General features: G+C 45.3%; 16 protein-coding genes. 2 read left to right on the top strand and 14 right to left on the bottom strand.

The window, feature by feature from the left end; genetic code table 11:
- Positions 1 to 135 precede the first annotated feature (135 nt).
- Positions 136 to 1,683: an alanine/glycine:cation symporter family protein gene (locus R7E51_RS18260; protein WP_005381681.1), complete on the top strand. Its 1,548-nt coding sequence runs from the start codon at positions 136 to 138 to the stop codon at positions 1,681 to 1,683.
- 100 nt (positions 1,684 to 1,783) lie between these two features.
- Here the strand turns inward: R7E51_RS18260 and R7E51_RS18255 are convergent, their stop codons facing one another.
- From R7E51_RS18255 to guaB, 5 genes are all read right to left on the bottom strand, one after another.
- Positions 1,784 to 2,374: an acetate uptake transporter gene (locus tag R7E51_RS18255; protein WP_005381682.1), complete on the bottom strand. Its 591-nt coding sequence runs from the start codon at positions 2,372 to 2,374 to the stop codon at positions 1,784 to 1,786.
- Between the two features lie 182 nt (positions 2,375 to 2,556).
- Entirely contained in the window at positions 2,557 to 4,260 is a 1,704-nt protein-coding gene (locus R7E51_RS18250) for a chitinase (RefSeq protein WP_017820571.1), read from the bottom strand.
- A 212-nt stretch (positions 4,261 to 4,472) separates the two neighbouring features.
- Entirely contained in the window at positions 4,473 to 5,996 is a 1,524-nt protein-coding gene (locus tag R7E51_RS18245; RefSeq protein WP_206958380.1) for a Na+/H+ antiporter NhaC family protein, read from the bottom strand.
- Positions 5,997 to 6,159: 163 nt separating this feature from the next.
- Entirely contained in the window at positions 6,160 to 7,713 is a 1,554-nt protein-coding gene (guaA, locus tag R7E51_RS18240) for a glutamine-hydrolyzing GMP synthase (protein WP_005381685.1), read from the bottom strand.
- Between the two features lie 99 nt (positions 7,714 to 7,812).
- Entirely contained in the window at positions 7,813 to 9,279 is a 1,467-nt protein-coding gene (guaB, locus tag R7E51_RS18235; protein ID WP_017633908.1) for an IMP dehydrogenase, read from the bottom strand.
- Positions 9,280 to 9,510: 231 nt separating this feature from the next.
- Between guaB and xseA the strand changes: the two genes are divergently transcribed.
- Complete coding sequence (xseA, locus tag R7E51_RS18230) at positions 9,511 to 10,842, top strand: exodeoxyribonuclease VII large subunit (protein ID WP_054575087.1); 1,332 nt, start codon at positions 9,511 to 9,513, stop codon at positions 10,840 to 10,842.
- Between the two features lie 13 nt (positions 10,843 to 10,855).
- Here the strand turns inward: xseA and R7E51_RS18225 are convergent, their stop codons facing one another.
- The 9 genes from R7E51_RS18225 to R7E51_RS18185 all read right to left on the bottom strand — a co-directional run bounded on the left by R7E51_RS18225 (position 10,856) and on the right by R7E51_RS18185 (position 20,836).
- Positions 10,856 to 11,080, bottom strand: coding sequence for a zinc ribbon domain-containing protein (locus R7E51_RS18225; protein ID WP_054575088.1), 225 nt, complete (start codon positions 11,078 to 11,080; stop codon positions 10,856 to 10,858).
- 309 nt (positions 11,081 to 11,389) lie between these two features.
- On the bottom strand, positions 11,390 to 12,265 hold the full coding sequence (locus R7E51_RS18220) for an alanyl-tRNA editing protein (RefSeq protein WP_206958377.1): 876 nt from the start codon (positions 12,263 to 12,265) through the stop codon (positions 11,390 to 11,392).
- A 59-nt stretch (positions 12,266 to 12,324) separates the two neighbouring features.
- A complete protein-coding gene (gene der / locus R7E51_RS18215; RefSeq protein WP_206958375.1) occupies positions 12,325 to 13,821 on the bottom strand; it encodes a ribosome biogenesis GTPase Der in 1,497 nt (498 codons plus the stop codon).
- Positions 13,822 to 13,988: 167 nt separating this feature from the next.
- Positions 13,989 to 15,149, bottom strand: a complete 1,161-nt coding sequence (gene bamB, locus R7E51_RS18210) for an outer membrane protein assembly factor BamB (RefSeq protein WP_005381696.1) — start codon at positions 15,147 to 15,149, stop codon at positions 13,989 to 13,991.
- Between the two features lie 12 nt (positions 15,150 to 15,161).
- Positions 15,162 to 15,776, bottom strand: a complete 615-nt coding sequence (locus tag R7E51_RS18205; protein WP_005381697.1) for a YfgM family protein — start codon at positions 15,774 to 15,776, stop codon at positions 15,162 to 15,164.
- Positions 15,777 to 15,902: 126 nt separating this feature from the next.
- The gene (gene hisS, locus R7E51_RS18200) at positions 15,903 to 17,171 is read right to left on the bottom strand and encodes a histidine--tRNA ligase (protein WP_206958373.1); all 1,269 of its coding nucleotides are present in this window, start codon (positions 17,169 to 17,171) and stop codon (positions 15,903 to 15,905) included.
- Positions 17,172 to 17,197: 26 nt separating this feature from the next.
- Positions 17,198 to 18,316, bottom strand: a complete 1,119-nt coding sequence (ispG, locus tag R7E51_RS18195; protein ID WP_005381699.1) for a flavodoxin-dependent (E)-4-hydroxy-3-methylbut-2-enyl-diphosphate synthase — start codon at positions 18,314 to 18,316, stop codon at positions 17,198 to 17,200.
- A gap of 6 nt (positions 18,317 to 18,322) precedes the next feature.
- A complete protein-coding gene (gene rodZ / locus R7E51_RS18190; protein ID WP_005381700.1) occupies positions 18,323 to 19,273 on the bottom strand; it encodes a cytoskeleton protein RodZ in 951 nt (316 codons plus the stop codon).
- Positions 19,274 to 19,708: 435 nt separating this feature from the next.
- On the bottom strand, positions 19,709 to 20,836 hold the full coding sequence (locus R7E51_RS18185) for a bifunctional tRNA (adenosine(37)-C2)-methyltransferase TrmG/ribosomal RNA large subunit methyltransferase RlmN (protein ID WP_017633913.1): 1,128 nt from the start codon (positions 20,834 to 20,836) through the stop codon (positions 19,709 to 19,711).
- Positions 20,837 to 21,214 lie beyond the last annotated feature (378 nt).

Raw genomic sequence — 21,214 nt, 5'->3', positions numbered from 1 at the left:
ACAACTACTCTCCATTCTGTGTTCATCATCACGCTACAAAGGATTTGTAGCTAAAAAAGTTAACAATTGCATTACATAAAGGGTAATGTATTGTGTGAAAAACAACCACAAACACAACTAACAGGGAAAATACTCATGCAGTCATTAGTTGATTTTCTGAATGGAATTATTTGGAGCCCGGTACTGATCTATTTGTGCCTTGGCGCAGGTTTGTTCTATTCAATCATGACGCGTTTTGTACAAATTCGTCACTTCTTTGAGATGTGGCGCTTATTACTTTCAGGGAAGAGTTCAACAAAAGGGATATCATCATTTCAGGCACTTGCCGTTTCACTGTCTGGCCGTGTAGGTACAGGTAACATTGCTGGTGTTGCTGCTGCTATCGGTTTCGGTGGCCCAGGCGCCGTATTCTGGATGTGGGTCGTAGCCTTCTTTGGCGCTGCAACCGCATACGCAGAATCAACACTTGCACAAATTTATAAAGAAGAAGACGAAGGCGAGTTCCGTGGTGGCCCTGCTTACTATATTGAGAAAGCAATGGGACAAAAATGGTACGCTTGGATCTTTGCTATCGCGACCATCTTTGCTTGTGGTGTTCTACTTCCTGGCGTTCAATCGAACAGTATCGGTAACGCAGTAGAAGCCGCATTTGGCTCAGGTGACATGATTGAAACCGCTATTGGTACCTTCAGTTTTGCTAAAATTTTCACTGGTACGGTTGTTTGTGTCATTTTGGCTTTCATCATTTTTGGTGGCGTAAAGCGTATCGCGAACTTTACCCAAGTCGTTGTGCCATTTATGGCGTTAGCTTACATCATTACTGCGTTTGTCATCATCCTTCTAAACATTGGTGAGGTTCCACGCATTTTCGGCATGATCATTGGTGACGCATTCACACCAATGGCAGGCGTTGGTGCAGCAATCGGCTGGGGTGTAAAACGTGGTGTCTACTCCAACGAAGCAGGTCAAGGTACTGGTCCTCACGCAGCAGCAGCAGCGAGTGTTGATCACCCAGCTCAGCAAGGTCTTGTTCAATCTTTCTCTATTTACATCGATACACTACTTGTGTGTTCAGCAACCGCGTTCATGATTCTTATCACTGGCGCGTACAACGTAAATGGTGCGATTGAAGGTACATTCCTGGTTCAAAACCTACCAGCGGATATTGGTGCAAATGGTCCTGTGTTTACACAGATGGCGATCGAAAGCGCACTACCTGGCGTGGGTAAACCATTCATCGCAATCGCTCTATTCTTCTTCGCGTTTACGACCATTCTGGCTTACTACTACATTGCAGAAACGAACATTGCTTACATTCGTCGTACGTTCAAAGTAAATGGACTGATGTTTATTCTGAAAGTCATCATTATTTCATCCGTGTTCTACGGAACCGTGAAAACCGCCAACTTAGCATGGGCGATGGGTGATGTAGGCGTAGGACTGATGGCGTGGCTAAACATCATCGGTATTTTGATCATCTTCTTTATGTCGAAGCCTGCACTCAAAGCACTGAACGACTACGAAGAGCAACAAAAACGTGGTGTGACCGATTTTACATTTAACCCTGTTGCACTGGGCATTAAAGGCGCAGATTACTGGGAAGATAAGTACCGACGTAAAACGGGTAAAGCACCAACGGCAGACAGCAATAGCGCAGAAACTGTTGAGCAACCATCAACATAGCGTTATCACATAAATAAGAAAAAGCAGTGGTCCGATTGAGGACATAAAAAAGGGGGATTAACCAATGGTTAATCCCCCTTTCTTCATTATGAGTAGCAGCTTAGGCGATAACCGCTTCAACTTTACGAGCGATTTTTGCTTTACCTACAGGTAACACTTCACGACCAAATTCGTTGTTCAGTACTTGTGCCATTGCGAAGTAAATTGCACTTGCGCCACAGAAGATACCCTCGAAGCCAGCGATAGCACCGATCACTTCGCTACCAGTGAAATCACGAGCAGCAAGCAAGAAGAACAGGATAGTTAGAGAGCCAAATACCACTTGCTTCGCTGTTGGGTAACATAGAGAACCAATGAACATGAAACCAGTGAAGATGCCCCAAAGCGCTAGGTACCAACCCATAAAGCTTGCAGGGCTTGCAGGAAGACCCATGTGAGGCATTACGATTAGACCAACCAATGTTAGCCAAAATAGACCGTAAGAAGTAAACGCAGTTGTGCCGAATGTATCACCGCGTTTAAAGCACATGATGCCAACGATTACTTGGCTAAGGCCACCGTAAAAGATGCCCATCGCTAGAATCATAGAGTCAATTGGGAAAAATCCTGCATTATGAATATTGAGCAGAATAGTGGTCATACCGAAACCCATAAGACCTAGCGGTGCTGGGTTAGCCAGTTTTGTCGACATGTACAAATACCTTTTTTCAAAAATGTTGATAAAAAATGCGCGCGAATTTTAATGGGCTGCAGAACAAAAGAGAAAAGCTGTTATTGAAAACTTAGATTCCATAAATAAACCACTACATATATAAAAAAAGACCCTGCAAAAAAGCAGAGTCTTTATAGATGGTTAGGTTGTTTTTCACTCGATCACTGACAAGAAATCTCGTCCCAGAACCAGTTGCTTTGCGTTGGGCTTTCCCACACTCCTGGGCCATTTTTCGCAACAAAACATTTGTTTTGGTACGTCACTTTATCGCCGTTAGCGACTTGCGTTACACCCGGCTCCCACTGAATAAAATTGCCTGTCACTGGTGGTTCTGGCTCGGTTACTGGCGGCTCAGGTTCTGTGACGGGCGGCTCTGGCTCAGTCACCGGTGGTTCAGGTTCCGTTGTAGGCGGCTCCGTAGGAGTGCCTGAAACCAGCTTCCACGGGTCTCCTTTCGTTGGCTCATTACCTTGTGACCACCATTTCGCTTCGTAAACAGCACCTTGGTAAGAAACTTGATCACCCGTGTTATATACTTTGCCAGAATCCCAAGCTGCCACACCACCTACAGGCGGCTCAACCGGATCCACAGAGTCTAACTTGTCAACTACACGAACTTCTGGCCAACCCGCATGAGATTGGTAGAAGTTAGTTACACATTTCTCATAATCACCCGCAACTAGCGCAGAGTAAGCCGTTTGGAAACCAACAAGCTCACATTCAAATGAGTGACCTCCAGGACGATCTGAGTAGTATTTCCAGTTACCATCCCAGTTGGTGTAAAGCACGTCTGTCGCACCATTTAGGTTCAGACTGCCGTAAGGCGTCTGCTGCCAACAGGTATTGGTCTCATCGGCTTCAATTGGAATTTGATAATGGGCGGCAAGACCTTCCCAATAACGAATACGGTTAACAGGTTGACCTTTATCTTTGTTTTGCTCCCCACACTCAATACCACCATTGATCACGTTGATGGTGGTACCAAAGCCGTAACCAATGCCAGCATCAAGCTCACGCTGTGAAGGCCCCCAAGTACGGTCAATCACATGTAGCATTGCAGGTTTCGGTGCTTGTGGGGTTAGGAAGAACCAGATAGCCGATGCTAAGTTCAGCCACGAATCCGCAACCAAGCCTGGATTTTTCAGCAATACAGATGCATCGCCATCAAACATCACTTCAGAGAACGCGCCATAGTTAAAATGGTAAGAAAGCTGTTTTGCACCACGTCCAAAGTAACCTTGTCCAGGTTCACATGGCCAGCGTTTGTTTTGCCAGTCATTTTGACCACAACCTGTTGTGTAACCTTCTTGCCCTTCAGACCATCCCATTTCTCGCACATGAACCAAAGCTTGCTGCCACTCTTCCAACCCTAGCGGATTATCCGATACGTTATCAATCGAAATATGGCCACCGGTTTCTTGTGCAAAGTGAGCAAACGCTGTCACGATCGATTTTTTACAAATTGCATCCGAATCACGACCGTCTGTGTACTCACCACAGAATGCAGGGAACTTACCAATTGCACGTAGGAAACGCGTGTAAGTGTATTCAGGTGCCGCCATTTGAGTCAGGAAGTCCCACTCACTTTCGGGGAATACACGCTCTACACGCTTCACGTTTTCTGGGTTGGTTGTCGCCCCTGGAACAATCGCTTCAACCACTGAGTTCGGGCGTGTCTCTAATGCTTGTGACCAAATGGCATACATAGGATCAGAAGTTTTGCTTTGCTCTACGGCTTGAACGTCACCACGAGCAATAACATAACCATTCGGATTTTGCGGATCGGGCTGAATATTCATACTCGCATTCACTTGTGCTGCTAAGACACAACTCAATGCAAGAGGAAGATGTTTGAGTGCAAACATGTCTAGTCTCCGGATTTCAACAATACAATATACGAGGAATAACTAGACATATAGTGGATCATATATACGAAACACCGAGCCAAGTACGTTGATTCTGCGAGACAAAATGAATAAATAGGTCCTCACACACATTTTGTCACAAGAAAAATGTTACCTTGACTCAAAAGAAAAGCGGAGACCCTATGAGCCTCCGCTTTGTGATGTTTCTCTCTTTATTGTTCTGCCGAAACCACCTCTAGCTTCGCGGTTGACTTTTGTTTAGACAGCACAAAATAAACCACACACTGAGAAATAATTGCGGCAAGCACAATCACTGGTGAGGCGTTGATTCCAGCTAAAAGAAAACACCCCAATGCGATCATTCCATTGAGTAATGCGTAAGGTAATTGTGTACGGAAGTGCTCATACTGTTCACACCCCGCTCCTGTCGACGACAAAATCGTAGTTTCAGAGATGGGAGAACAGTGATCGCCAAACAAGCCACCAGATAATACCGCACCAATACAAACCAACAGTGGTGCATCAATCGCGACGGCAGTTGGGATCACTAATGGCATCATGATGGCAAACGTCCCCCAAGATGATCCCGTAGCGAACGAGATAATACCGGCCAGTAAAAACGCAACCGCTGGCAATAACCAGTAAGGGAAACAGGCTTGAGCTTGTTCAGCAATGTATGCAGCTGCACCTAATTCTTTCCCAACCGAGCTAAGCGCCCAAGCCAATACCAGAATCACCGCCACTGACATCATGTTTGACATCCCTTTCAGATAAACCTGAATACCATCCGAAAGCTTTCTTACGCCATAAAACGCCATCAGCGCAATTAAAGTGAAGGCCGCAAAGAAATATGCAGAAGAAAGTGCAGCTCTAAACGTTGATCCTGCCACTTTTTGAAATGGAAAACCGTGTGGCACGAGGATGGTACATAGAACCACCAGCATAACGAGCAAAGGTGCCCATACAAAACTAGATTTTGCATTTTTATGCGTAAACACATTCATGGACTCCTGCACTTTCCCAAAGTCGGAGCCCTGCTCTGCTAGTTGTTCAGCCTTCGCCATCGGTCCGAAATCTAATTTGAAGAAAGAGACAATCGGCACAATCGCGATCGCAAGAAAGGCGTAAAACTGATACGGGATCGCACCAATGAAAGCATCCCAATCACTCATACTGACATTCAGGGCAGTAAACTCTTTTTGAATCAATCCCATGATGTAAACGCCCCATCCGATAAAAGGGATCAAGATTGCGACGGGAGAGGAAGTAGAGTCGATAATAAAAGCTAATTTTTGGCGTGATACTTTTAACTTATCAAATAAAGGGCGAAAAACAGGGCCAACAATCAGTGGTGTACCAAGGTCTGAGAAGAAAATAACCACACCACCGAACCATGCGGACAGTTGAGCTTGGCATTTACTCGCAACCCATTGAGTAACCTTTTTAGCAAACGCCACACCACCGCCAGATTTCTCCATCAAGGCAACAAAGCCACCAATAAAGACCAAGAGCAAAATGACGCCCGCATTGTAGCTGTCAGTTAATTGCGGCAGTAGATAGCTTTTCATCAATGCACTAAACGAGTCTAGTGGCCCTTTTTCGACAAATGTCCCTTCGAGCATAGCGACACCACTCACCACACCGGCGAATAAACCAACAACGACATTTCTTGTGGTCAGCGCGAGGAAAAGAGTAATAAGGATGGGAATGAGAGAGGTAACGTCAGCCTGTTCCATAGCAATACCATTTATGATAATCAAACAATTAAAATGAATATATATTTAATTTAACCACATATATATCTCTCACGAAAAAGTTGAGCCTCCTCTTCACAAACTTGAAGTACAAAAAAACCAGCCCGAAGGCTGGTTCTTATAAACTCAACTGTCTAGAGGAAAATTATTCCCACTCGATAGTCGCTGGTGGCTTACCTGAAATGTCGTAAACAACACGAGAAATGCCATCAACTTCGTTGATAATACGGTTAGAAACCTTACCAAGGAAGTCATATGGTAGGTGTGCCCAATGAGCAGTCATGAAGTCGATAGTTTCTACCGCACGTAGAGACACAACCCAATCGTACTTACGGCCATCGCCCATTACACCAACAGAACGTACTGGTAGGAATACCGTGAACGCTTGAGATACTTTGTTGTATAGATCAGCTGCGTGAAGCTCTTCAATAAAGATAGCATCAGCACGGCGTAGCAAGTCACAGTACTCTTTCTTGATTTCACCAAGAACACGAACACCTAGACCAGGACCTGGGAATGGGTGGCGGTAAAGCATGTTGTAAGGCAGGCCTAATTCTAGACCAATCTTACGAACTTCATCTTTGAACAGCTCACGTAGTGGCTCAACAAGACCCATTTCCATGTCATCTGGAAGACCGCCCACGTTGTGGTGCGATTTGATCACGTGCGCTTTACCAGTCTTAGATGCAGCTGACTCGATTACATCAGGGTAAATCGTACCTTGAGCTAGCCATTTCGCGTTTTTCAGCTTCTTAGACTCTTCATCAAATACATCTACGAATACGTGACCGATAGTCTTACGCTTCTCTTCTGGGTCAGACTTGCCTTCAAGTGCTTTTAGGAAGCGTTCTTCAGCGTCAACTTTGATGATGTTCAAACCAAATTGGTCGCCGAACATATCCATTACTTGTTGACCTTCGTTTAGACGAAGTAAACCGTTATCAACAAATACACACGTTAGCTTGTCGCCGATTGCACGGTGAACTAGCATCGCGACTACCGATGAATCAACACCACCAGATAGACCTAGGATAACTTCGTCGTCACCCACTTGCTCTTTAATACGAGCAACCGCGTCTTCGATGATAGATTCAGAAGTCCATAGACGTTCACAGCCACATACGCCAAGAACAAAGTTCTCAAGCATTTGTAGGCCACCTTTTGTGTGTGTCACTTCTGGGTGGAACTGAACGCCGTAGTATTTCTTCTCTTCATTCGCCATCGCAGCGTAAGGACAAGTGTCTGTCTCACCAACTTTTACGAAATCGGCTGGGATCTCTACTACTTTGTCGCCATGGCTCATCCAAACGTCTTGAGTTGCTTCAAGGTCTTTAAATAGAGCACATTCACCAGAAACTTTAACCTGAGCGTAGCCAAACTCACGTTCGTTAGAGCCCGCCACTTTGCCTCCTAGCTGTTCCGCCATGGTTTGCATGCCGTAACATACGCCAAGCAAAGGAACACCAGAATCAAACACATATTGAGGCGCGCGTGGAGAGTTCTCTTCCGTTACGCTTTCTGGACCGCCAGATAGGATAATGCCATCTGGGTTGAATTCGCGAATATCCGCTTCTTCTACATCCCAGCTCCATAGTTCACAGTAAACGCCGATTTCACGTACGCGGCGTGCTACTAATTGAGTGTACTGAGAACCGAAGTCCAAGATCAGAATACGTTGGTCATGGATATTTTTAGTCATTTTGAGCAGTCTTTTTAAGGCTAAGTGATTAAAACCGAGGCGAGTGTACTCGCCTCTTCTTAATGCTTCAAGGAAAAAGCAAACGTTTCCGTTAGGTAATTAGTTCCCTAGACGGTAGTTCGGCGCTTCCTTAGTAATTTGAACATCGTGTACATGAGACTCTTGCATACCAGCACCAGAGATACGTACAAATTCAGCTTTCGTACGCATATCTTCGATAGTTGCAGAACCAGTTAGACCCATGCTTGAACGTAGACCACCCATTTGTTGGTGTACGATCTCTTTTAGACGGCCTTTGTATGCGATACGACCTTCGATACCTTCTGGTACTAGCTTGTCCGCTGCGTTGTCAGACTGGAAGTAACGGTCAGAAGAACCTTGAGACATAGCACCAAGAGAACCCATGCCACGGTAAGACTTGTAAGAACGGCCGTTGTATAGAATCACTTCACCCGGCGCTTCTTCAGTACCTGCAAACATAGAACCAACCATCACACATGATGCGCCAGCTACGATTGCTTTACAGATATCACCTGAGAAACGGATACCACCGTCAGCAATAACCGGAATACCATAATCATTAGCCACTTCTGCCGCATCTGCGATTGCAGTGATTTGTGGAACTCCCACACCCGTTACAATACGAGTTGTACAGATAGAACCAGGGCCGATACCCACTTTCACTGCGCTTACGCCAGCTTCGATTAGTGCTTTAGCACCAGCACCTGTTGCTACGTTACCACCGATGATGTCTAGATCTGGGTAAGCAGCGCGAGTTTCGCGGATGCGGTTTAGTACACCTTCAGAATGTCCGTGTGAAGAGTCGATAAGTAGAATGTCAACGCCTGCTTCAACTAGAGCAGCAACACGCTCTTCGTTACCAGCGCCAGCACCAACGGCTGCGCCAACACGTAGGCGACCACGCTCATCTTTACATGCGTTTGGTTTACGTTCTGCTTTGTGGAAGTCTTTCGCAGTAATCATACCGGTTAGTTGGAACTCATCATTCACAACCAATACTTTCTCTACACGAGCTTCGTGCATTTTCTCTTGCACTTCTTCTCGTGTTGCACCTTCTTTAACTGCTGCCAACTTCTCTTTTGGCGTCATTACTGAAGATACTTTCTTAGAAAGGTCCGTCACAAAACGAACGTCACGACCAGTGATAATACCAACAAGCTCATTGCTCTCAGTGACAACAGGGAAACCTGCAAAACCATGCTTTTCAGTGAGTGCAACAACATCAGCGATGGTCGCGTCAGGGTTTACAGTAACCGCGTCAGTCACCATACCAGCCTCGAACTTCTTAACTTTACGAACTTCGGCTGCCTGCTGCTCAATAGACATGTTCTTGTGGATAAAGCCAATGCCACCCTCTTGCGCTAGCGCAATCGCTAGACGAGCTTCAGTAACAGTGTCCATAGACGCTGAAATCATTGGGATGTTTAGGGTGATGTTCTTAGTCAACTGAGTGCGAAGATCAGCTGTGTTTGGGAGAACGGTGGAGTGAGCTGGCACGAGTAGTACGTCATCGAATGTCAGCGCTTCTTTGGCAATTCTTAGCATTTGCAATATCTCACAATTAGAGGAGTAAAAAGACAATCCAATCTCATCGTTTCGCATAATGAGGGTAACCAGTTTTAGGTTGTTGGCTACATTTGGATTAGATATTGCGGAGGGATTATACGGTTAACGCAATCGCTTGACCACAAATTTTTTAATTTTTTTCTTGCAATTACCCCCTTGCTATGTATTATATTGCCGCTAATTTCCATACTCACGTCTAAGAGATTAGCTGTGCTCTCCAAGACCAATCAAAACATCTTTACTGTTTCTCGCCTCAACGCAGAAGTTCGTTTACTCCTTGAAAACGAAATGGGGATCGTTTGGCTAGTCGGAGAGATATCCAACTTTTCAGCTCCTGTCTCTGGTCACTGGTACCTCACTCTTAAAGACTCTCGCGCTCAAGTTAAATGTGCCATGTTTCGTGGTAACAATCGCCGCGTTACTTTCAAACCCGCTAACGGTAATCAAGTCCTAGTAAAAGCTCGTCTGTCTCTTTATGAGCCTCGCGGTGACTACCAATTGATCATCGAAAGCATGCAACCGGAAGGTGACGGCCGTCTTCAGCAAGAGTTTGAAGAGCTGAAAATGAAGCTTGCAGCAGAAGGGTTGTTCGCGCAAACCAATAAGCAATCTTTGCCTGAACACCCTAAACGTGTTGGCGTCATCACATCGAAAACTGGTGCCGCGCTTTACGATATCTTAGACGTATTGAAACGTCGTGATCCTTCCCTACCTGTTGTGATTTATCCGACAGTGGTACAAGGTGAGGACGCAGCCATTCAAATTGCACAAGCCATTGGTCGCGCTAACAGCCGTGATGAATGTGATGTGCTAATTGTGGGCCGAGGTGGTGGTTCATTAGAAGACTTATGGTGCTTTAACAACGAGATATTAGCTCGCACGATTGCAGCAAGCCAAATTCCTATTATTAGCGCCGTTGGACATGAAGTTGACGTGACAATAGCTGATTTTGTCGCCGACGTACGCGCGCCTACTCCATCAGCAGCCGCTGAGCTAGTAAGCCGTGATAACAGCCACAAAGATCAAGCTTTAGTTACCCGCCAGCATAAGTTAGCGAGCGCGATGCGTTACTACCTAGCACAACAAAAGCAGCAATCTGCTCAATTAGTGCACCGTCTAGAGAGACAGCACCCAAGCTATCGCTTACAACGTCAGACGCAACAGTTAGATGAGTTGGACATGCGCTTACAGCGAGCGATGAGTCGTTTTATTGCCTTGCGTCAACAGCGAATCGAGCGTCAACATTATCGGCTGCAATTAAATTCTCCTGTAACACGCCTTAGCGAGCAGAAGTCGAAGCTAGAACGTGTTGAGCAAAAGCTCATGGATGCAATGGATCGCAAATTACTGACTATGCGCCATCAACTCGCGATTGCCGCAGAAAAGTTGGACACCGTCAGCCCACTAGCGACATTGAAACGAGGTTACTCAATTACTCAAACTGAGCAAGGTAAAGTAATTACGCAATCTTCAGATGTAAAGTCGGGAGATGTATTGATTACCCGGTTAGCCGAAGGCGACGTTCGTTCTACCGTTAACTGAATACAAACTCTGGTTAACTGACTTTCTTGAACTCAAATCGGACACGTGATTTTGATTTGAGTTCATTACACACATTACAAAAGTAACTCGCAGCACCGCATGCTTGCAGCTTCTCCAGCTCCGCCTCACAATCAGGGCAAAAACCTACTTTTTTAAAATCCGATTCACACTGTGCACAATGGTATTGTCCTGTCCATTCCAGTTCGACATTGCAAGTCGGGCAAATGTTCTGCTGCATATCCCGTTCCTCTCTCTAAACTAAGCAATTTCGAGTAACGCATGCTACTCAAAATAACGAACAAGTATGTTGATCTTCATCACCGCCCCAACAAGTTTCACGAGGCGATAACCATACTTGATACGTAGGATCTTATACTGATCGTCTGATATTTACTCCTTGATCAGCGATCACCCCTTAAAAGAATATTTATATAACCACACACCGAAAGCATAAGTTACATATTCTGCATTCCAATTTAAAACAGAATAAAAAACCTTAGAAATATTTAATTAAACAAAAAATAAGAATTTAATAAAAAGATCTTATTCAAAAAGCAGTGTTTACATTGGTGTGCATTTCGATAGTTTGAGCGTCGAGCTTAACGAGTTTAACTTGGATAAAAGCAAACTCATTTAAATGGCTCGCATGCGTTCCACCACAAGGGATTACCGCTAATTGACCTTCCCCTAAATCGCACTTCCAATAGCGAGAATCCGTTAATCTATCGCCGTGGCATTCCATGGTGATCATCGCATCTCTTTGAAGCCATTCAACCAGTTGGCCATTCACTTTTTCTGCAATCGCCTGGAGGTCATTCAGCATATCTGCACTGTTTAATCCTCTTTTACGGAGTGTTTTACCTAAACGGTACGTATCGAGGCACTTGTCTGGAGTGACATAACTCGTAACTTGCGCATAGCTATTAAAGTCATAATAACCATGTGGGTCTTTGCGGTCTGCGTCTTTTCGCCAATAGTCTTCCGCTAGTACTTTATTCAACGCCAAATACGCTAAGTGTCCTGCTGTGTGGCCTCGACTCAAAGCATTTTGATAGTCTTTATCTACCGCTAATGTTACCAAGTCATTAATTGCAAATGATTCCGTACGTGATAAAACATGCACGACGACAAACACCCAACCTTCAGCATCACGCTTTACAGGGATGTCACTACCCACATACAAAGCACCACTCTCCTGCTCCACTGCTCCAACTTGGCAATCTACTACGTCATGCTCAGCCCCATTCACCTTCAACGTTCCTTTGTCTGCAGGGTGATCCGGCCATATGTGACTAACGGGATGGAACGGCGTGACATCTGTAATAACGTAAGTCACTTCTTCCGTAGATTGAACGAGCTGTATTTGTGCTTCTAATTGCCATGTTTGATGACAAAAACGAGTCTTTGTTGCTGTGATAGTCATTTTTACGATTACTTTTGATAAAAAAATACCCAAGTAGAAACTTGGGTATTCGAATTTCATTATTTATTGCGGTTTTTCACCATCGACATCATACGTTTGCGTTTACGCTCTTGTGATAGCGTAAGCTTATTCGTACGGTTCTCGTATGGGTTATCACTGTTGTGGAAGTTAATGCGAATCGGTGTTCCCATAATTTCCAGAGACTTACGGAAGTAGTTCATCAAATAACGTTTATACGAATCTGGCAATTCACGAACCATGTTACCGTGGATAACAACGATCGGTGGGTTGTAACCACCTGCGTGTGCGTATTTGAGTTTGATACGACGACCACGAACCATTGGCGGCTGGTGATCATCCACTGCCATCTTCATGATACGCGTCAGTACTGACGTACCCACACGCGTTGTCGCCGAGTTATATGCTTCTTGAATAGATTCAAATAAGTGACCAACGCCAGTACCGTGCAGCGCAGAGATAAAGTGGATACGCGCGAAATCGACGAATCCTAGACGGCGGTCCAGTTCTTTCTTCACGCTTTCTTTCACGTCACTGTCTAGACCATCCCACTTGTTAACGGCGATGACAATTGAGCGGCCAGCATTCAGTGCAAAACCAAGCAAGCTTAGGTCTTGGTCTGAAATATTTTCACGGGCATCAATCACCAGTAGAACGACGTTTGCATCTTCTACCGCTTTCAGAGTCTTAACAACAGAGAACTTTTCAACCGTTTCATTGATACGACCACGACGACGAACACCTGCGGTATCAATTAGTACGTATTCGCGTCCATCACGCTCCATCGGGATGTAGATAGAATCGCGCGTTGTACCTGGCATATCGTATACAACTACACGTTCTTCACCCAGAATACGGTTAGTCAGTGTCGATTTGCCTACGTTAGGACGACCGATGATCGCCAACTTAATCGGCTGCTCTTGAAGGCGTTTGAACTCTGCTTCTGCGTCTTCTTCAGTGTAATCTTCAACAAGAGGCTCTTCGTCTTCGAATCCAGTCAGGTCTTCAATCTCACCTTCTTCAGATTCACTTGTTAGTAGATCATCAAAGAATGGAGATAAAGCACGCTCAAGCAAAGCGGTCACACCACGGCCATGAGCGGCCGCAATCTGGTACATATCATCCACGCCGAGCTGCCAAAAGTCAGCACACGCCGCATCGGCATCAATACCATCGATTTTGTTTACTACCAGCATCGCTGGCTTTTCAATTTTACGCAGATGCGTAGCAATTGCTTCATCTGAAGGTGTCAGACCAGCACGACCGTCAACAAGGAACAATACAACATCAGCCTCATCAATCGCGGCTAATGACTGTTCTGCCATCTTTGTTTCCACGCCTTCTTCTGTGCCATCGATACCACCAGTATCAATCACAATGAATTCGTGCTCTTCACCAAGTCTCGCCTGGCCATATTTACGGTCTCGCGTTAGGCCTGGAAAGTCCGCAACCAACGCGTCACGAGTGCGAGTCAATCGGTTAAATAGTGTAGATTTACCTACGTTCGGACGCCCTACTAGAGCTACAACAGGTACCATAACAACCTCTACAATAATCTTTCTTCTGTAGTTATAGGTAACGACTTGCTCGATGCCAAATCAAACCAGCTTTTTACCTATAACCACGTCAGGGTTAATAAATTCAAACAACAAAACGGCTCCTAGCTGTCACCAGCCAGGAGCCGAATGTGAATTATATCACGATATTATTCGTTAATGGTTAGTTTCTTTACATCGCCGTTGCGAGTTGTAATCACATAACCATCCGACAATAACGTCGGGCCAACAGCCAAGCCGCTATCATCGACAAACTGCTGCGCAACAAATTCGCCCGTTGAACGATCCATCCAGTGAAGGTAACCAAGCGTGTCACCGACAACGAGATAATTGCCAACAATAACTGGCGCTGTAAGTTGTCGGTGCTCAAGCAAGCTGTTTTCCCACAACTCAGTCCCGCTTCGTGAATCAACGGCAACAACATGATCTTTTTCCGTTATCACAAAGATGCGACTACCATCTGTAGAAATGTCTGTCGCAGATGAGTAATTACGCTTCCAAATCGGGTTCGCTGAACGCAAGTCAATGGCGATAAGTTGACCATTGTATCCAATGGTGAAAAGAGTACCGCCTAGCACAATTGGCGATGAATCAACGTCAACCAAACGATCAATTTCTGTCGCGCCTTTTGGCGTACCAACAGGCTGTTGCCAAATCAACTGACCACGCTCAACGATAGCAGCTGCGAGTCGGCCATTTGCCGTTCCCCAAAATACACCGCCGCCAATTGCAGTCGGAGTACTGTCGCCACGTAAAGTTAAGTTCGGCACTTCTGTGCTCAATGCCCAGCGTTGCTCACCTGTACTCTCATTAAGGGCAATCAACATGCCTCGGCTAGTATTGATGATAATAAGGCCTGAATCTGCAACTGGCTTCGCCAGTACCTCACCACCAACTTTTACACGCCAAACAATTTCACCTGTTTCTTGGTCAAGAGAGATGACTTCACCATTCTCAGAGCCAATGTAAAGGTTTCCGTATGCCGCTGTGATACCACCAGAGAGACGAGCAATGACATCTTCTTCTAGGTCCGTTTGCCAACGTTGTTTACCATTCTCAGGATCCAGCGCTTTTACTAAGCCATCACGACTTGCCACGAACAATGTATCATTCGCAAATACAGGGGATAGTTTTGAAAAGTAATGACCAACACCATCGCCAACCGATGTGCTCCACTCACTACTGGTTGTAAACTGACTGTCTACCTGAGGTAGTGGCGCCATTACAATGGTGTCTTTCTCACCTGCACAACCGGCAAGTACTCCCATTGTTAACGCCCCTAGCAAGGCTTTCTTAAAGACTCTTTTCATCCAATGCGGTCCTTATTTCGCCAGATCGTCCAATTTCATTTGTAGTGTCGGGCTTGCATCTGCCGCTTGCTGAGCTTCAGTATACGCAGCGTACGCAGCATCTTTGTCACCTTGGCGAATCGCAATATCGCCACGAAGTTCAGCAATACGACCTGTCCATGCTGTATCAGTGACGTTACTTAGCTCTGCCGTTGCAGCGTCGAAGTTACCCATTTCCGTCTCAATACGCGCAATGCGGTAACTAATCAATGGTAACAACGCAGCATCTTGAGTGTTGCTTTGCGCCCACTTCAGTTGCTCCAATGCAGCAGAAAGGTCTTGAGCTTCAACTTGTGCTTTAGCAAGTTGTAGCGCAGCCAATACTGAGTATTCTTTTACTTCATTTGACTCAATGAAAGCTTTCACGTCAGCTTGAGCATCAGTGCCTTTGTCTTGCAAAGCATTCATTGCTGTCGTGTAGCTTTGAGAAGCTGCTTCACTCGCCTGAATCACAGAATCCTGGTAGTAACGCCAGCCAAATAGACCACCTAAACCAACAACCGCACCGATGATGACGGCTTTGCCGTTTTCCTTCCACCAGTCTTTAATGGCTTCAACTTGTTGTTCTTCAGTATCGTAAAGTTCCACTTCCTGTCCTCTTAAAACATGTAAATGGCAGCTTAGCTGCCATTGTTCCTATTTCGTTTAAAGGCTCCACATTTGGGAGCCTTAGCTTACGAACTAGGATGTAATTTTGTTAGATTACTAAAAGACTTAAATCAGTGCTGCGATCTTTTCTGCAACTTCTGCTTGGTTGTAAGTCTCTTGCTCACCACCAGCTAAGTCTTTCAGTACTACGGTATTATCCGCAACTTCGTTTTCGCCCAGAACCAATGCTACAACAGCACCAACTTTGTCTGCGCGTTTAAACTGTTTCTTGAAGTTACCGCCACCGAAGTGATTCATCACACGAACGCCTGGAACAGACTCGCGAAGCTGTTCTGCTAGCTTCATTCCTGCCGTCATGGTGCCTTCACCCGCTGTGACTACGTACACGTCAACACTGCGACGAACGTCTGTCAGTTCCAACGTTTCTAGCATCAGTACTAGACGCTCTAGGCCCATTGCAAAGCCAACCGCTGGTGTTGGTTTACCACCTAATTGCGCTACAAGGCCATCGTAACGACCACCGCCACATACAGTGCCTTGAGCACCTAGGCTCTCAGTGATCCACTCAAATACCGTGCGATTGTAGTAATCCAGACCACGAACTAGACGTTCGTTAACTGTGTATTTGATACCTGCGGCGTCTAAAAGTTCACATAGACCTGCGAAGTGTGCTTTAGACTCTTCACCCAAGTAATCTGAAAGGCGAGGTGCATCACCTAAAATAGCTTGAACGTCTGGGTTCTTCGTATCCAGAACACGCAGTGGATTCGTGTGCATGCGACGCTTACAATCTTCGTCTAGCACATCAATATGTTGCTCAAGGAATGCAACCAGTGCAGTACGGTAGTCTGCGCGGTCTTCTTGAGAACCGATAGAGTTCAGCTCAAGACGGACATGCTCATTGATACCTAGCTCACGCCATAGACGCGCCGTCATCATGATAAGCTCTGCATCAACATCTGGACCATTTAGACCAAACACCTCAACACCACACTGGTGGAATTGACGGTAACGACCTTTCTGCGGACGTTCATGGCGGAACATAGGCCCCATGTACCACAGACGCTGTTCATCACGGTTGATCAGGCTGTTTTGGATACATGAACGTACACAACCCGCCGTACCTTCTGGGCGAAGTGTTAGGCTGTCGCCGTTACGGTCATCAAAAGTGTACATTTCTTTTGAAACGACGTCTGTTTCTTCACCAACAGCGCGGCTGAATAGGTTTGTTTCTTCAACGATTGGCATGCGCACTTCGTTATAACCGTATGCGCTAATTACATTTTTCACTGTGTTTTCTAATTTTTGCCACAGTGGCGACTGAGTTGGGAGGCAATCGTTCATGCCTCGAATTGCTTGAATTGTTTTTGCCACAATACTTACCGTAATTCTCGTTGAGATTAATCTTGTACTTTAACTTCGATGCGGTTTTCGCCATTCATCATAGCTGCTTTCGCACGGATCTTAGCTTCTAGCTTATTCACAAGGTCATCGTTATCAAAGCGCTCTTTCTGGCGTTTACCATCTTCGTAGAATGCGCTCTTCTTGTTACTACCTGCTAGACCTAAGTGAGAAACTTCTGCTTCACCAGGGCCGTTTACCACACAACCGATGATAGACACATCCATTGGCGTGATGATGTCTTCTAAACGTTGCTCCAGTGCATTCACCGTACCAATCACATCGAATTCTTGGCGTGAGCAGCTTGGGCACGCAATAAAGTTGATGCCTCGAGAGCGAATGCGCAGAGATTTAAGGATGTCGAAACCGACTTTGATTTCTTCAACTGGATCGGCAGCCAAAGAGATACGCAGCGTATCACCTATCCCTTCAGATAACAGCATACCTAAGCCAACAGATGACTTAACAGCGCCAGCTCGAGCACCACCCGCCTCTGTGATACCTAAATGAAGAGGCTGATCGATTTTCTTCGCCAGCAGACGATATGAATCCACCGCAAGAAAAACGTCTGAAGCTTTCACGCTAACTTTAAATTGGTCAAAGTTAAGACGATCGAGATGGTCTACGTGACGCATCGCCGATTCAACCAAGGCTTCTGGCGTAGGCTCACCGTATTTCATCTGTAGGTCTTTTTCCAAAGATCCACCATTGACACCAATACGGATCGGGATATTTTTATCGCGAGCGCAATCAACAACGGCGCGAATGCGCTCTTCATTGCCGATGTTACCTGGGTTGATACGTAAACAGTCAACTCCGTACTCCGCAACTTTCAGCGCGATACGATAGTCGAAATGAATATCAGCCACTAATGGTACAGAAACTTGCTGTTTAATCAGTTTGAAAGCTTCTGCTGCGTCCATCGTAGGTACAGAAACTCGAACGATATCTGCGCCGACTTTTTCTAGTGCTCGGATTTGAGCGACTGTCGCTTCTACGTCAGTCGTGCGAGTGTTAGTCATTGACTGTACTGCAATTGGCGCACCATCACCAATTGGCACATCACCCACATAAATACGCGTCGATTTACGACGAATAATTGGAGATTCGTGTTGCATAATTTTTTATAACGGTAGAGTGAATCTAGCTACTTTGCCTGAAGTATACCCAGAAAGGTCGACAGGTTCACTTGCAAATGTCATTGTAACCCCTTCCGGTGCGCCCAATATCACTTTAAATGGCGCTTTTCCGGTAAGTTCTACATCTTGTCCTGGCTTATGAGTACCACTTACCAGCGTTTTACCATTGGTGTCTTTTACTTGAATCCAACAGTCCGCTTTAAACTTCATAGTAAGAAGTGTCATGCCTTCAGGTACTACTGGCGCAGGCTGTTCCTCTTCCGCCGCTTCAATCACGGCAACAGGTTCTTCAGAATCTACGCTTGTTGTATTTTCAGTTTCAGTCAGCAAAGGATCCGCCCCTTGCTCAACGGATGCTTCAGTCGATTCAGCAACGCCTTCATTAGTTGAAGCAACTTCTTCAGGAGTGCTTGCGATTAACTCTTCAGCCGTCATCAAATCGATATCAGCTAATTCTTGAGCAGTGGGCTGCGGCGCTTCAACACTTGAATCCGTTACTTCCTTAGTTAGGCTATTCTCTTGTTGGTTTTGCCACCACCATGCCGCTGAAATGCCAATAATGACCAGCCCGATAACCCAAGTAAGGAGCATAATACGGCTATTGTGCTTCTCGTCTTTTGTTTTACGAGAGAAGCTTTGCATTTCAATTTCTTGCTCTTGAGGCTGAGCATCGGCAGTCTGCTCTAACGCCGTCAAAACCACCTTCTCATCAAGACCTACGAATTTAGCGTAAGAGCGTAAGTAACCACGCGTAAATGTCGCGACTTGTTGAGATTCAAATCGGTTATTTTCAATATCTTCAATCACAGAAATGCGAAGCCTCAGGCGATCGGCAACTTGCTTTTGGCTCATTCCCAAGGATTCACGTTTGTTTTTCAGTAATGTGCCAGCTTCAATAGAGAGTGGCACTTCATTCGTATTTTCGTGTTCTGTCATAATGGCGGTATTTAATCTGTTTTAGTGGCTAACGTGGTCATGTATTTTCGTTATTGTTCTTAAGCCTCTTTAAAGATAGCTAGCCTAAACGCGTTAACCAAAAATAATAGTTTTAAGAAACTCTCAGCGATCTGAGTGCGAATACCCGTTTTGCAAAAATCAGCAAAACGTATGTGAGAAAGTGCTGAGAATTATCGGTGTCATCGTTAGTGTTACATATCATGATAAGCGAATGCGCAACGAAGACAAAAACTCTTTACACTCAAACTAACAGATAGCTCAAGCTTTTGTCCAAACTTTGACAAAGGAATTCGAAATTATACCCAAATAACCTTAAGTTGAAGAGTGATAGTCCCAAATCTTGGCGAAAATGTCCTAAACAATAAACAAAATAGCCAGAGCGAATGGCTCTGGCTATTTTTGAATTCCGGTCGTTTATACAGCTTTCACTTCAATGGTATCGGCACCGCGTGACGCTTTCAGCATTGCCGTACGTTTAGTTCGGTCAATTACATCACCGACCAACTGACCACATGCGGCATCAATGTCATCACCGCGCGTTTTACGAACCGTAACTGTGTGCTCGTATTGCATCAATGTTTTTTGGAAGCGATCAATACGTGAGTTACTTGGTTTCTTGTAAGGTGAACCTGGGTACGGGTTAAACGGAATCAAGTTAATCTTACATGGTGTGTCTTTCATCAATTCAGCCAGCTCGCGTGCATGGTCCATGTCATCGTTCACATGATCAAGCAACACGTACTCGACTGTTACCTTGCCACGGTTTGCATTCGATGAAGCAATGTAACGACGAACGGATGCTAGGAAATCTTGAATATCCCAACGATCGTTAATTGGCATGATTTCACTACGCAGCTTATCGTTTGGCGCATGAAGAGAGATCGCCAACGCAACGTCGATTTTGCCCGTCATCTGATCAAGACCAGAAACCACACCTGATGTTGATACGGTTACGCGACGCTTCGACAAACCAAAGCCAAGGTCATCCAACATTAACTCCAGTGCTGGAATCAAGTTCTTCATATTAAGAAGCGGCTCACCCATGCCCATCATCACCACGTTCGTAATTGGGCGACGGCCTGTTTCTTTCTCAAGACCAATTTCACGTGCAGCACGCCACACCTGACCGATGATCTCTGAAACTTTCAAGTTACGGTTAAAGCCCTGCTGTGCTGTTGAGCAGAACTTACATTCCAATGCACAACCTACTTGAGAAGATACACAAAGCGTTGCGCGATCATCTTCTGGAATGTAAACCGTTTCTACATCCTGATCACCAACCTTCATTGCCCACTTGATCGTGCCGTCTGAAGAATGCTGGGCTTCTGCTACAGTTGGAGCTTTAATTTCACACTTGTGTAAAAGCTTTTCGCGCAGCTTCTTGTTGATGTTTGTCATTTTTTCGAAGTCATCTACACCGAAATGGTAGATCCACTTCATAACCTGATCAGCACGAAACGCTTTCTCGCCAAGTTCTTCCGCGAAAAACTGACGCATGCCTTTGCGATCAAAGTCGAGTAGATTGATTTTTTCAGTGGTCATGTTGCCTCTCAATGACTGAAACAAGAATAAGGGCGCGAATTGTACAGCCTTTATGCAGCTACAACAAGGGGTGTAAGACCCTGAGTTTGCTAAGGCATTAAAATAAAAACGATTAAATTTTAATCAGACTTTACGGTGAGAATAATGATTAGACAACCGACAACAAAAGCGTAGAAGTGGTACAGAGAAAACAGTGAGAACAAACACACGTAACTAAGCTTTCACCTCTGTAAAATGCTCAGATTAGCCAATATCTTCGCGAATAATTACGAATGAACTCGCCGATGAAATGGAGAACACGGAGTAAATTACCACCTTCTAAAGAAGGTGGCTTTGTGTGAGCCCCCTAAAAGGGGGCCTTTGTTTAGTCCAGCGCCA

The sequence above is a fragment of the Vibrio sp. Vb1166 genome (genome assembly GCF_033338695.1).
Classification (GTDB): Bacteria; Pseudomonadota; Gammaproteobacteria; order Enterobacterales; family Vibrionaceae; genus Vibrio; species Vibrio alginolyticus.
The sequence above is the reverse complement of the archived record's forward strand: the minus strand, read 5'-3'. Positions and strand labels throughout refer to the sequence as shown.

Coding starts and splice junctions, on each gene's coding strand:
- R7E51_RS18260 (WP_005381681.1), top strand. CDS start 136: ATGCAGTCATTAGTTGATTTTCTGAATGGAATTATTTGGAGCCCGGTA.
- R7E51_RS18255 (WP_005381682.1), bottom strand. CDS start 2,374: ATGTCGACAAAACTGGCTAACCCAGCACCGCTAGGTCTTATGGGTTTC.
- R7E51_RS18250 (WP_017820571.1), bottom strand. CDS start 4,260: ATGTTTGCACTCAAACATCTTCCTCTTGCATTGAGTTGTGTCTTAGCA.
- R7E51_RS18245 (WP_206958380.1), bottom strand. CDS start 5,996: ATGGAACAGGCTGACGTTACCTCTCTCATTCCCATCCTTATTACTCTT.
- guaA (WP_005381685.1), bottom strand. CDS start 7,713: ATGACTAAAAATATCCATGACCAACGTATTCTGATCTTGGACTTCGGT.
- guaB (WP_017633908.1), bottom strand. CDS start 9,279: ATGCTAAGAATTGCCAAAGAAGCGCTGACATTCGATGACGTACTACTC.
- R7E51_RS18225 (WP_054575088.1), bottom strand. CDS start 11,080: ATGCAGCAGAACATTTGCCCGACTTGCAATGTCGAACTGGAATGGACA.
- R7E51_RS18220 (WP_206958377.1), bottom strand. CDS start 12,265: ATGACTATCACAGCAACAAAGACTCGTTTTTGTCATCAAACATGGCAA.
- der (WP_206958375.1), bottom strand. CDS start 13,821: ATGGTACCTGTTGTAGCTCTAGTAGGGCGTCCGAACGTAGGTAAATCT.
- bamB (WP_005381696.1), bottom strand. CDS start 15,149: ATGAAAAGAGTCTTTAAGAAAGCCTTGCTAGGGGCGTTAACAATGGGA.
- ispG (WP_005381699.1), bottom strand. CDS start 18,316: ATGCAACACGAATCTCCAATTATTCGTCGTAAATCGACGCGTATTTAT.
- rodZ (WP_005381700.1), bottom strand. CDS start 19,273: ATGACAGAACACGAAAATACGAATGAAGTGCCACTCTCTATTGAAGCT.
- R7E51_RS18185 (WP_017633913.1), bottom strand. CDS start 20,836: ATGACCACTGAAAAAATCAATCTACTCGACTTTGATCGCAAAGGCATG.